Consider the following 12,412-nt stretch of genomic DNA (forward strand, 5'->3'; position numbering starts at 1 on the left):
CTCACTGCCAACTGTTTTAAGCTTTACTCTCTAATTCACTCATAATCTCTACCAATACCTTTACACTGTCAAGTGATAAAGCATTGTACATTGATGCTCTGTAACCACCAACACTTCTGTGGCCATTAATACCGTTAATACCGCCTTCTTTACACATAGCATCGAAAGTTTCTTTAAGGTTTTCGTTCTCTAGTGTAAAGGTTGCATTCATTTTAGAACGGTCTTCTTTAGCAGCATAACCTTTAAAAAGTGGATTTAAATCTATTTCAGAATACATTACAATTGCTTTCTTATCGTTTTCTTTTTCTATTGCTTTAATTCCACCTAAATCTTTTAACCATTGCATAGTTAACATAGAAGTATAGACAGCAAATACTGGAGGAGTATTAAACATACTACCTTTATCGATATGCACTTTATAATCCATCATAGATGGCATTTTACGAGATACTTTACCAAGAATATCTTCTTTAATTACAACTAAAGTTGTTCCTGCAGGTCCCATATTTTTTTGAGCTCCAGCATATATTAAATCAAATTTTGAAAAGTCTAATGTACGAGAGAAAATATCACTACTCATGTCACAAACCAACGGAATATCTACTTTTGGAAAACTTTTCATTTGTGTTCCAAAAATGGTATTGTTAGACGTACAGTGAAAATAGTCGTAATCTGAAGGTACATCGTAACCTTTAGGAATGTAATTGTAGTTAGCATTTTTTGAAGAAGCTACTTCGTAAACATCATCGTAAATTTTAGCTTCTTTAATTGCTTTATCACTCCAGGCACCTGTATTTAAGTATCCTGCTCTTTTTTCTAGTAAATTAAGTGCAACCATTAAAAACTGCGTACTTGCTCCACCTTGTAAAAATAAAGCTTTGTAGCCTTTTCCTTCTAAGCCTAAAAGTTCTAAAGCTAAAGCTCTAGCTTTTTCCATAACATCTACAAAAGGTTTACTTCTATGCGATATCTCTATTAAAGATAATCCGTTATCGAAATCTAATAAGGCTTCCGAAGCTTTTAAAATTACTTCTTTAGGTAATACGCAAGGTCCTGCGCTAAAATTGTGTCTTTTCATGGTATGCTGAATTTATTTCAGGATGTATTAATATTTCATTTTCTTTTAAAAATGATTTGAATAACAAGAATACAAAGGTGCTAAATATTGAATTGTTTTCTGTTATTAATATGATAATTTATTAGCGTTAATTTTAAGAAATGTTAATATTTAACTTTGCGCAAAAGAACAATAATAATATTATAACCTAAATTAAATACTGTTTTTGGTACAGTTTTTAACTTGGTGAAATTAGTTTTAATGTACTGACATTTAGTGTGTTTGGCTTTTAAACGATACGCTGTTCAAAAATCTAAACAAAATGCATTAATGAGTTTTGTGAATTTTGTTTAAAATTATTTTTAAATAAATTGTCAAGTGTTTTAATAATTAAGCCAAAAGTAAAGCTGTGTAAAAACTGAACGCTATTTATATATTCTATAATTTTAACAAAAAAGCAATAGTATCTACAGTATCTGCATAATCCCAAAGTTCTGGTTTTTGTGTGTTGCCAAATTGAATTTCATTTTTTGTAAAACCCTTAGCGACTATGCATTGTATGTTATCTTCTTCATTTTTTAATGTATTTTCAAGCGCTTTAGTATCATCATAAAACTCGTAAAACACTGTTGCTATTGGAGACGAAAAGCTTTTATCTTCTTTAATCATAAGAAAACCATTTTCTAGCATATCGAACTCGCTCATTATATAAACGGCTTTGTTATAATCGTAATTATTAGCGTATTTAGATTCGTTAATAATAGGATTCCACTTGTACATCGCTTTAAAAAAAGCATCAAAGTTATAGTCTTTTGGTAAGAATAGCTTAGAAACGTTTCTACAACCTAAACCATAATATCTAAAGATGTCTTCGGAAAGATTTTCAAGCTCTTCATGAGATTCTTTTCCTGTTAGAACAGCAACCGAATTTCTGTTTTTTCTAATTATTGAAGGCTTGTCTTTAAAATAATATTCAAAATAACGTGCTGTATTAGAGCTTCCTGTAGCAATTACTGCATCGAAATTCTCCATTTTTCCTTCGGTAAATTTTATCATTCCTTTAAACCCAGGTTCAACATGTTCTAAATATTTAGAAAGAAAAGGTAATAAATGCTTATCGTTAGACGATTGCTTTACTAAAACTGAATGTCCCGAAAGTAAAACAGAAATAAAGTCGTGAAAACCAACTAAAGGAATATTTCCGGCCATAATAATGGCTACGTTTTGAGGTGAACGTTCTGTAAAATTATACGAAGAAGTCCATTTTGTTAATTGCTTTTCTGTTAAAGAACTAATCCATCCGTTTAAAGCAAAAACAATATTAGTTTTTGTAAACCAGCCATTATATTCTTGTGCTAATTTTATTTGATGCTTGAATCCATCGAAAAATAAATCGTTATGCGGAATGTTGTCATGTTTTTCGAATTCTTCCGAAGAAAACTGACTAATAAAAGTACCTAATTTTGTGAAAGCGTTAATTCTTTGTTCTAAAGTCATTCTGTATTTGGTTATGAATGGTTTTGGCTTTATTTTTGCAATTGCAAATTTACGCAAACAAAATAAAACAATTACTATGGCAATTATTATAACAGACGAATGTATAAATTGTGGAGCATGCGAGCCAGAGTGCCCGAATACTGCAATTTATGAAGGTGCTGACGATTGGAGATATAAAGATGGAACAAGTTTAGAAGGAAGTATTGTGCTTACAGATGGTAAAGCTGTAGATGCAGATGAAGCTCAAGAGCCTATTAGCGATGAGATATATTACATTGTACCAGATAAGTGTACAGAGTGTGTTGGGTTTCATGAAGAGCCACAATGTGCTGCTGTTTGTCCTGTAGACTGTTGTGTTCCTGATGATGACCACGTTGAAACAGAAGATGTATTATTAGGAAAGCAGAAGTTTATGCATCCTGATGGATAGTTGGTCGATACTGGAATAAATTCAGGATTATTAATCGACATTTAATTATATAAAAAAGCCGAACATGTAAAATGTTCGGCTTTTTTAATGCTAGTATTTTGTTTTTATTCTATATCTGTCATTTCAAATACTAAATATTCCATAACTCGATCTGTTGTTGTAAAATCGAATTCATCGTTTTCTGTATGAAAAGAAGAGTAAAAAATGGCGCCTTGCCCTAATAAGAAGGTAAATGCTAAGTCTTTATTCTCTGTAATAATTGTAGCACTGTCATCTCTATAATCAACAGAGCCACTTAACCAAGAAATTGTAGTTGCAGGATCGTAAGAATCTACAACTTGCCAACCTGGTAAGAATTCATCAATTACTACAGTACTATTAACAGATATTCCAAAATTTAATAATAACCAAGCGCTTAAATTGCTATCTAAAATGGTTGCTGTTGTTGTTAAAGATTGTCCGCTACGTCTAGGAGTGTAGAAAGATAAATAATCTGTATCGCTATCTGTAATTGTATTTAATAGGCTTGATGACCAATCTGTAACATATAAAAAGCCTCCATTATTAACGTAGTCCATTAGGTTTTGCTCGTATGTAGGATTCTCTGAGTGACTACTGCAGTTAATAAATAAAATATCATAAGATGCTAAAAGCGCTGGGTCAGACATTAAATCTATGTAAGAAAAGCTTACATTGGGATCTAATAATGAGTTTTTCATTTGGTTACCACTTTTATTGGTTCCATGTGAATGCTTAGCGTGAATTGAAGAAGCATTTTTATTTGTAGAAATTCCATCTATAATATCGAATAATGGTTCTCCAGTAATAGGGTTTACTATACCTATACCATATAGTACACTTTCTATATTATCGTAACTTCCTGTAATCACTCCTATATTAGGAAGTGTTTCTATTTTGTAACTTTCTAAGGTTGCTTCTTGTTCAACAGTGATTTGTTTTTGAGTAGTAAATAAACCTTTAGCTAGTTTTAAATTATAATCACCTTTTTCAAGAGATAATTGAAAATTACCTTGAGCATCGGTTGTGGTTTCATAAGAAATTATATTATTCTGTGATGCAGAAATTTTAGCATTTACTATAGGATCTACATTGTTTGGAGCAAGTAGTTTGCCAGAGATATTAATACTTTCAGGAGTTGTACTTGGTTTTTCATCTTCAGAACAAGAGAAAACAAATAATAGTAATAATGCTGATAAAATAATTGGTCTCATAGTGGTTGGTTTTAGTGATATATAAATAGAACAACTTTAATATTAAAACTCCTACCTTTTTTTGGCTACAACTATATAAGTGTCAAACATATATGCAGGTTTGTCGATAAACTCGATAAGTTTAAAATTACTGAGGTGCAAAAATATTTCCCATTCGTTTTTTGTAAATGCTCGAACTTCAGAATTATCTTTGGCTATTAATTGTTTCTTTTTGTTTTGAGTTTCATAATACTTAGACTCCCAATTAAACATAAAATTATTAGAGGTTGTTGGTATTAAAAAGCTATCTCTATTATACTTTTTATTATTGAATGTAGCAGAATGTTTTATTTTTAAACCACCTTTAATATCTTTAAAAAAACGATTAGCATCTATAAAGTCGAAGCATAGTATGCCATCTTTTTTTAGGTTTTTATGAATTGCTTTTAAAGTACTATCAACATCCTTGTTAGAAAGTAGGTAACTAGAGGTTCTTCCTGTTATAATAATACTCTCAACTGTTTTTTTTAGATTAAAAGAACACATGTTTCCTTGTAAAAAACAATCCTTATTAAGCTTTGATTTTGCAAGATTTACCATGTCTTGACTATAGTCTATACCTAAATAATTAAAATCATTTTTTATAAAGTGGTTTGCTAAATTACCTGTGCCTGATCCAATTTCTAAAACTTCTTTTTTATTGTATTTAGATAAGATGTTATTATAAAAATGATACTCTTCATTATAATCTATAAAGGTTTGGTGCATTTCGTCGTAAATAGCTTCAAAACCATTGGAGTATAAGCTTTGCATATTATTCGTAGTGCCTTATTACTTTTCCATTTATTTTGCCTTCAATGCTTCTTATATAAGCATTAACAACTTTACGCATTGGTATTGGATTATGACCTGGAAAGTAACCTTTATATTTATCGTAAGCAGCTTCAACCATGCCAAGTGATACAACATTTAATCTAGTTCCTGTAGGTATTTCTAAAGCAGCAGCCTTTACGAAGCTGTGAATACCACCATTTACCATCGCTGCACTTGCAGTTTTTAGCACTGGATCGTCTGCTAAAATACCTGTAGATAAAGTTATAGACCCATTTTCGTTGAGATAATCTTTACCAATACGTACTATGTTTACTTGTCCCATAAGTTTGCTCTTTAGGCCAATATAGTAATCGTCTTCAGTAAGTTCGTTAAAAGGTGCCCATTTTGCTTCTCCAGCAATGCAAACAATAGCATCTACTTTGCCAACTTCTTGAAACATTGCTTTTATAGAATTGCTATTGGCAATATCAACATTAACATCTCCATTAGTTCTAGCTGCTACAATAACATTATTATTTGCTTTGTAATGTTCTGTTACTGTACTACCAATTGTACCATTTCCTCCAATTATTAATAATTTCATATTTGTTTACTTTGTTTAAAGTTAAAAAAAAAGCTGCAACTTAAGTTAAGTTGCAGCTTTTAATAAAAAAATATAAATTAATTAATTAATTAGAATTTATAGTTTAACGATAAGTTAAATAGAGTTCCTAATTGACTAAAGTGAGAACCATCGTAAGTCATTTGAGAATAACGTTGGTTAAATGTAATTGCATTAGACTCATTTTGGATTGGTGTTAATCCAGAACTAGTTATTGTCGTATCATTCATTATTGCTTGACCTTCAGCATTATTAGCTTTAAATTCCCATTCAGGTAAAACATTTAATAAGTTGTTAATGTTTAAAGCAATAGTTAGCTTTTCTGTTGCATTATAATTAACACCTAAATCTGTTACGACCTTTGGAATAAATTCAGTACGAATATTTTCATTTAAATCACCTTGTTGAAAAGTAGTCTTACCGAAGTAAGTGTTATTTAAAGAGAATCCAAATTTACCAATATCGTAATTAGCACCTAAAATCCATTTTGTTTCAGGACGAGAAGTAAAGAATAAAGCTTCTTGTGTTGCGTTAACTACAGATTGTCCTGCGTCTTCAACAATTTTAGGGTTTTTAACAGCACCATCTCTTTCGTTCTGTAAAGTAATGTTACCAGAAAGATTTAAATCTAGTTTACCGTTTCCTATTGCAATATTTCTTTTGCTTACTACAGCATCAATACCTGAAGTTCTTGTGTCTATTGCATTAGCAAAGAAACTAAGATCGCTAATACCACCATCTCTTAATACATCATCTAAGGCTGTTGTACCTATATTATTTCCATCTGTATCGAAAGCAGTACCAGTTATTTCTGTACTTAATACAATTCTATCTTTAACAACAATATTGTAATAATCTAATGTAAATGAGATACCATTACCAAGTTTACCACCAAAACCAATAGTAAAGTTGTTTGATTCTTCAGCATCTAATTTAGGTATGCTTAAAGCATTAGCTTGAGGAGATACATTATTAACTAAACCACCAACAACAATTCCACCACCACTAAAGCTATATTGTGCTTTTTGAGTATATATTTGGTGAAGTGTAGGAGCTCTAAATCCTGTAGATAGAGAAGCTCTTGCTGTTAAATTGTCTGTTAATTTATAACGAGAACTTAATTTATAAACAAATGTGTTACCGAAATCTGAATAGTTCTCTGTTCTAACAGTACCACTTAATAAAAAGGCATCACTTACGTCATAATCTAAAGAAAAATAACCACCTAAATTATACCTGCTAAATTTACCTGAATTCTCTGGCGCATTACCAGCGAAAGAATCTGCTCCACCACCTTGATGAGATGCAGCACCACCTTCAATAACTTCAAATATTTCACTTCTAAACTCAGCACCAAAACCAATACTTACTTTGTCAGATAATACTCTAGAGATGTCAATATTCCCTACGTTATGTGAAAAACGAGTTCCACCTGGATCAAATGATCTTGGGCTGTTTTCTCTGTATAATGGAGTAAAGCTTATTTCTCCTGGATCTACTTCATGGTTTTCGTTAGCATCTGTCCAAACTGGATCAGAGGATACATCGTTTCTATTGTGAGAGTTGTTTACTTTATATGTTTGTGTGTTTCCACCGGTTGTAAAACTTAAATCTAAATTCCAATCATTTATCTTAGATTTAAAACCAATTGTACCGTTATAATCACTTAAGTCTCCTTCAAATGTTGGTACATAACCATCGTATCCACCTGCATTTGTTGGGTGGTCTCCAGGGAAGAATGTTGCTAAATAAGGCATTGATTCAACAGTTCTCCAATAAGGAGTTCTGTAGTTTGCAAAACTATTTACTTTTTTAAATACATAAGCTGCATTAGCATATAATTGTGTGCTTTCAGATAAATCATATCCAGCATTTACAGAAAACTTAGAAGCAGCAGTTTCTGGAGAACCATTAATATTGTTTGCATCAGGATTCCTAGATAAGAATTCTCTAACAACATCTATATCAGCTCCAAATCCAGTATTTCCATCAGCTTCACCTTCGGCACTAACTGTACCTGGTCTATTTGCTAACTCTTTTTTAGAAAAATCTACTGTATAATTAATAAAACCTTTATCGTCTCCAATTTCAGTTCCATTGTTAAGAGAAATACCAATCATTTCACCATCACCTTCAGAAGTCATTCCAGTTCTTAATGTTGCAGAACCTTTGTTAACATCGTCTTTTAAGATAATGTTCATTACACCTGCAATGGCATCAGAACCATACTGTGCAGAAGCACCATCACGTAATATTTCAACTCTTTTAATCGCGTCTGTTGGTATTGCAGAGATATCTGCGCCAGTTTCACCACGACCAGGAGAAGTTTGTGTGTATAATAAAGCACTTAAGTTTTTACGTTTACCGTTAATAAGGATTAAAGTTCTACTAGGACCCATGTTTCTAATTTCGTAAGGATCTAGTAAAGAAGTTGCATCATTAACAGGAGTTTGTACCGTGTTAAATGATGGTATTCTATATTGTAATGCTTTATCGAAAGTTGCTTGACCTGTAGAGATTAGTTCGTCAGAACCAACGATATCTACTGGTAAAGCTGTGTCAGCATTACTTCTTGGTGCAGTACGAGATCCTACAAGAACAATTTCTTCTAAAGCTTCACCATCTGCCATTGTTACATTGATAGTAGATTTTCCTTTTACTTTTATTTCTTGTTTCGCATAGCCTACAGAGCTATATACTAATGTGGCATTATCACCAACATTTATAGTGTAGTTTCCATCGAAATCTGTAGCAGTTCCGTTTTGTGTGCCTTTTTCCACAATGTTAATACCAGGAAGAGCAGAGCCATCGACATCTGTTACTTTTCCTGTAAGGGATTGTTGTGCAAAAGTAAATGCCGAACAAAGTAGTAAGGCAAATAATAAGTTAATTTTTTTCATGTAATATGGTTTAAGTTAATTTCTGCTAAATTATGTTAAAGAAATCACAATTTAACTATGCAAGCATAATAATTTTTAAAAAAAACACCTAAACCCTAAACATATGTTAAGGATTTAGCGTTTTTTTTATGTAAAAATCAGTGTTTGTATTAATATTTTAAATAATATTTATTACCTGTACTTTAATATATAGTGTGTTATATTTGCAGCTTTAAAATTTTATAAAATGAAAGCAGGAATAGTAGGCTTACCAAACGTAGGAAAATCAACTTTATTTAATTGTTTATCTAATGCAAAAGCGCAAAGTGCAAACTTTCCTTTTTGTACTATAGAACCAAATATAGGTGTGGTAAATGTACCAGATCTAAGACTTCAAAAATTAGAAGAATTAGTAAATCCGGAACGTGTTTTACCAGCAACTGTTGAGATTGTTGATATTGCAGGTCTTGTAAAAGGAGCTAGTAAAGGAGAAGGTTTAGGAAACCAATTCTTAGCGAATATTCGTGAGACTGATGCTATTTTACACGTATTACGTTGTTTTGATAACGATAATATTATTCATGTAGATGGAAAAGTGGATCCTATTAGTGATAAAGAAACTATCGATATAGAATTACAGCTAAAAGATTTAGATACAGTAGATAAGAAGCTTGATAAAGTAAAGCGTGCTGCAAAAACAGGAAATAAAGAAGCTCAGAAAGAAGAAGCTGTACTTTTAAAACTAAAAGCAGGATTAGAAGCAGGAGTATCTGTTCGCGCTTTAGAGTTTACAGAAGATGAGGATAGAGAGTTTGTAAAACCATCTCAGTTAATTACAGATAAACCAGTAATGTATGTTTGTAACGTAGATGAAGGTGCTGCAGTTAATGGAAACGAGTATGTAGATAGAGTTAGAGAAGCAGTTAAAGGTGAAGGTGCTGAGGTTTTAGTGCTTGCAGTAGGAACGGAAGCTGATATTACAGAATTAGATGATTACGAAGAGCGCCAAATGTTTTTAGGAGATATTGGTTTAGATGAGCCAGGTTCAGCTAAATTAATACGTTCGGCTTATAAGTTATTAAACCTACAAACCTATTTTACAGCAGGAGTTAAAGAAGTGCGTGCTTGGACAATAAATATTGGATCAACAGCACCTCAGGCAGCAGGAGTTATTCATACAGATTTCGAAAAAGGTTTTATTCGTGCTGAAGTTATTGGTTATGATGATTACGTAGAGTTTGGAAGTGAAGCTAAAGTAAAAGAAGCTGGTAAAATGAGAGTAGAAGGTAAGACTTATACTGTTAAAGATGGAGATGTTATGCATTTCTTATTTAATGTGTAAAAATGTTATTTGCATCTATTTCTTCTGAAAAGTATAAAAGTTTTAATAGTATCAATGAAGTTCCATTTATAGGTTCTTTAATTGTTTTTTTTATTGCTTTAATGCCTACTGTAATAATTCAATATTTAGTAGAGTTGTTTTTGGAGAAATACCTGCTTTCGATTTAGGTTTAGTTTTTTGGTTTAATACTATTTTTATTCATCTTTTCATTTTAATTTATTTTAAAATTGAAATAAAACTTTTCTTCCTTCCTTCTTACATTTCTTGTTTATTATTTATTTTGCTAAACCTAGCAACAGATTTTGAAACAATTTCGAGTTATTTTACTTAATATTATTCAATAAAAAACTAAAAAGCCAATGTTCTCAACAACATTGGCTTTTTATTGTTAATTACTTTATCGACGCAGTGTTTCATTTTTTAAAGCGTTACATTATATTAGCAGTTCGATCTTAATTTCGCTCTCAATTCTATGGCTGAAGAAACTAAATATACCGAAGATAATATACGCTCGCTCGACTGGAAAGAACACATTCGTATGCGTCCAGGAATGTATATTGGTAAATTAGGTGATGGTTCTTCGCCAGACGATGGTATTTATATTCTACTTAAAGAAGTGTTAGACAACTCTATAGATGAGTTTGTAATGGGAGCAGGTAAAACCATTGAGATTTCTGTTCAAGGTACAAAAGTGATTGTTCGCGATTACGGTCGAGGTATTCCACTTGGAAAAGTTGTAGATGTAGTGTCTAAAATGAATACTGGTGGAAAGTACGATTCTAAAGCCTTTAAAAAATCGGTAGGATTAAACGGTGTTGGTACAAAGGCAGTAAACGCATTATCATCTTACTTTAGAGTAGAATCTTCTCGAGATGGTAGAAGTGCCTCTGCAGATTTCGAGCAAGGTAACCTTATAGATCAAGAGCTTTTAGAAGAATCGAGTAGAAGAAAAGGAACAAAAGTATCTTTCGTTCCAGATGAAGTTATCTTCAAAAATTATAAATACAGACCAGAGTACATAGTGAAAATGCTAAAAAACTATGTATACCTAAATCCAGGTTTAACTATAGTTTTTAATGGCGAAAAATATTTCAGTGAAAACGGTTTAAAAGATTTATTATCTGAAAAAATAGCAGAATCAGATTTGCTCTATCCAATTATTCATCTTCGTGGTGATGATATAGAAGTTGCATTAACACACAGTAAAACACAATATAGCGAAGAGTATAACAGTTTTGTAAACGGACAAAACACAACACAAGGAGGAACACACTTAATAGCTTTTAGAGAAGCCATTGTTAAAACCATTCGTGATTTCTTTGGGAAGCAATACGATGCATCAGATATTAGAAAATCTATTGTATCAGCCATTGCAATAAAAGTAATGGAGCCTATTTTCGAAAGTCAGACAAAAACAAAGTTAGGTTCTACAGATATGGGAGGCGAGTTGCCAACCGTTAGAACTTATATAAACGACTTTTTAAAAACACAACTAGATAATTATTTACACAAGAATACAGATACAGCAGAGAAAATTCAGCGTAAAATTATGCAAGCAGAACGCGAGCGTAAAGAATTATCTGGTATTAGAAAATTAGCCAAAGACAGAGCTAAAAAATCTAATTTACACAATAAGAAGTTACGCGATTGTCGTGTGCACTTTGGTGATGCAAAAAATCCTAGAAATTTAGAGTCGACGCTTTTTATCACAGAGGGAGATTCCGCATCTGGTAGTATTACCAAATCTCGAGATGTAAATACACAAGCTGTTTTTAGTTTAAAAGGAAAGCCGCTTAACTGTTATGGATTAACAAAGAAAATTGTTTACGAAAACGAAGAATTTAACTTATTGCAAGCTGCACTTAATATAGAAGAATCTCTTGCCGATTTGCGTTACAATAACGTAGTAATAGCAACAGATGCAGATGTCGATGGTATGCATATTCGTTTGTTATTGATTACATTTTTTCTTCAGTTTTTTCCAGAAGTAATAAAAGAAGGACATTTGTATATTTTACAAACACCTTTGTTTAGAGTGCGTAACAAGAAGAAAACAATTTATTGCTATTCTGATGAAGAAAAAAGAAACGCATTAGAAGAATTAAAACCAAAACCAGAAATTACCCGATTTAAAGGACTTGGTGAGATTTCGCCAGACGAATTTGTGCATTTTATTGGCGACGATATTCGTTTAGATCCAGTAATGTTAGACGATAATATGTCTATAGATGAATTATTATCTTTCTATATGGGAAAAAATACACCAACACGACAAGAATTTATTATAAATAATTTGAAGGTTGAGGTTGATTTAATTGAGGAGGAAAAATAAAAGAACCATTTATAATCAAATGAAGATATTTAAAATAGTAGGTTGGATTGCGCTAATATGTTATTGGGTTTATAAAATATATACAAACGACTTACAGGTTAAAACTAATACAATGTATTATGTAGCAGTATTAATTTCGGTATTAGGTTTAGCTAAAAATGTATACGATTATAAAACTACATTAAAAGATAAATAACGTTTGTCATTTCGTATTTGATACGGAATTCAC

General features: G+C 31.6%; 10 protein-coding genes. 4 read left to right on the forward strand and 6 right to left on the reverse strand.

All coding sequences use genetic code 11. The features are described 5' to 3' along the window. Positions 1–16: 16 nt before the first annotated feature. Together serC and CW733_RS03910 are read right to left on the reverse strand one after the other, a co-directional pair. A complete protein-coding gene (serC, locus tag CW733_RS03905; RefSeq protein WP_100995890.1) occupies positions 17–1,078 on the reverse strand; it encodes a 3-phosphoserine/phosphohydroxythreonine transaminase in 1,062 nt (353 codons plus the stop codon). A 417-nt stretch (positions 1,079–1,495) separates the two neighbouring features. Next, positions 1,496–2,554 (reverse strand): acyl-CoA reductase, encoded by a 1,059-nt coding sequence (locus tag CW733_RS03910; RefSeq protein ID WP_100998655.1) that lies wholly within the window; start codon positions 2,552–2,554, stop codon positions 1,496–1,498. Between the two features lie 76 nt (positions 2,555–2,630). Here CW733_RS03910 and CW733_RS03915 point away from each other — a divergent pair, with 76 nt between their 5' ends. After that, positions 2,631–2,984, forward strand: a complete 354-nt coding sequence (locus tag CW733_RS03915) for a 4Fe-4S dicluster domain-containing protein (RefSeq protein WP_100998657.1) — start codon at positions 2,631–2,633, stop codon at positions 2,982–2,984. A 104-nt stretch (positions 2,985–3,088) separates the two neighbouring features. On the opposite strand, the gene CW733_RS03920 is transcribed toward CW733_RS03915, so the two are convergent. The 4 genes from CW733_RS03920 to CW733_RS03935 all read right to left on the reverse strand — a co-directional run bounded on the left by CW733_RS03920 (position 3,089) and on the right by CW733_RS03935 (position 8,530). Next, a complete protein-coding gene (locus tag CW733_RS03920) occupies positions 3,089–4,216 on the reverse strand; it encodes a carboxypeptidase-like regulatory domain-containing protein (protein ID WP_100995892.1) in 1,128 nt (375 codons plus the stop codon). A gap of 51 nt (positions 4,217–4,267) precedes the next feature. After that, complete coding sequence (locus tag CW733_RS03925) at positions 4,268–5,008, reverse strand: class I SAM-dependent methyltransferase (protein ID WP_100995894.1); 741 nt, start codon at positions 5,006–5,008, stop codon at positions 4,268–4,270. Between the two features lies 1 nt (position 5,009). Beyond that, on the reverse strand, positions 5,010–5,612 hold the full coding sequence (locus tag CW733_RS03930; RefSeq protein WP_100995896.1) for a short chain dehydrogenase: 603 nt from the start codon (positions 5,610–5,612) through the stop codon (positions 5,010–5,012). 89 nt (positions 5,613–5,701) lie between these two features. Next, a complete protein-coding gene (locus tag CW733_RS03935) occupies positions 5,702–8,530 on the reverse strand; it encodes a TonB-dependent receptor (RefSeq protein ID WP_100995898.1) in 2,829 nt (942 codons plus the stop codon). A gap of 226 nt (positions 8,531–8,756) precedes the next feature. Between CW733_RS03935 and ychF the strand changes: the two genes are divergently transcribed. The 3 genes from ychF to CW733_RS16400 all read left to right on the forward strand — a co-directional run bounded on the left by ychF (position 8,757) and on the right by CW733_RS16400 (position 12,379). Beyond that, a complete protein-coding gene (gene ychF, locus CW733_RS03940; protein ID WP_100995900.1) occupies positions 8,757–9,851 on the forward strand; it encodes a redox-regulated ATPase YchF in 1,095 nt (364 codons plus the stop codon). A 472-nt stretch (positions 9,852–10,323) separates the two neighbouring features. Continuing rightward, the gene (locus CW733_RS03945; protein WP_100995902.1) at positions 10,324–12,183 is read left to right on the forward strand and encodes a DNA topoisomerase IV subunit B; all 1,860 of its coding nucleotides are present in this window, start codon (positions 10,324–10,326) and stop codon (positions 12,181–12,183) included. Positions 12,184–12,202: 19 nt separating this feature from the next. Next, the gene (locus tag CW733_RS16400; protein ID WP_157811534.1) at positions 12,203–12,379 is read left to right on the forward strand and encodes a hypothetical protein; all 177 of its coding nucleotides are present in this window, start codon (positions 12,203–12,205) and stop codon (positions 12,377–12,379) included. Positions 12,380–12,412: the final 33 nt, after the last annotated feature.

It is taken from the genome of Lacinutrix sp. Bg11-31, assembly GCF_002831665.1.
In the GTDB taxonomy this organism is placed as follows: domain Bacteria; phylum Bacteroidota; class Bacteroidia; order Flavobacteriales; family Flavobacteriaceae; genus Lacinutrix.